The sequence below is a fragment of the Herbiconiux daphne genome (assembly GCF_024979295.1).
GTDB lineage: Bacteria > Actinomycetota > Actinomycetes > Actinomycetales > Microbacteriaceae > Herbiconiux > Herbiconiux daphnes.
In genome coordinates this window covers 1-627 of record NZ_JANLCJ010000509.1, presented here as the reverse complement: position 1 = coordinate 627, position 627 = coordinate 1, and the positions used below count along the sequence as shown (strand labels likewise).

The following is a 627-nucleotide window of genomic DNA, read 5'->3' as shown; positions in this document are numbered from 1 at the left end:
TTGGCCTCCGACTTTTCTTGTTCCATTTGTCGCAGCCGAGGCGGCCAGCAAATGAACCAATGACGCCAGTTTGAATATCAAAACCCATCAATTCTGGATCTGAACCCAAAGAAATTACAGACATCTTTCTTCCTTATGAACGGATTGAAACGCCTGCTTCCGTACAGACTCGCTCGATTTCAGCGATTAATTCGTCTACAACATCCGGTGTACGACGATCAGATTGGTGATTGAAGAGGGTCATGCCTTGAACCGGGTTCCAGCTCATGACATTATCCAGCGCAACATCACCAGAGATGCTATACGCATCAACTACATTACGAGTGTAGAGATGCGAGCAGCGGTTACGGCTGATAGAATACTCGTTGTTAGCTCGGTTGCGATGATGATCCCAACCATCAGCCAAAATATAACGAGTATCGAACGGCAGCCATCCACCATTTTCAGGTGTGAATTCTGGCTCGTCTACTGGTCTGGTCATATCAATACGACCATTGCCATAACGATAGAAACCATCACGGCGATAACCACGCTGAACAGACCACGGCAACTGAATGAAATCAAATTCCGTATCTTTATCAGCGGCCATCATACGCAGCAGTGCGTTCTTGCCGAAGGACTGAGGAT

At 47.0% G+C, this 627-nt stretch carries 1 protein-coding gene; it reads right to left on the bottom strand.

From position 1 onward, the window contains the following. Nucleotides 1-133 precede the first annotated feature (133 nt). On the bottom strand, nucleotides 134-627 hold a 494-nt coding region (locus tag N1032_RS26135; protein ID WP_259543553.1), incomplete at its 5' end, for a hypothetical protein.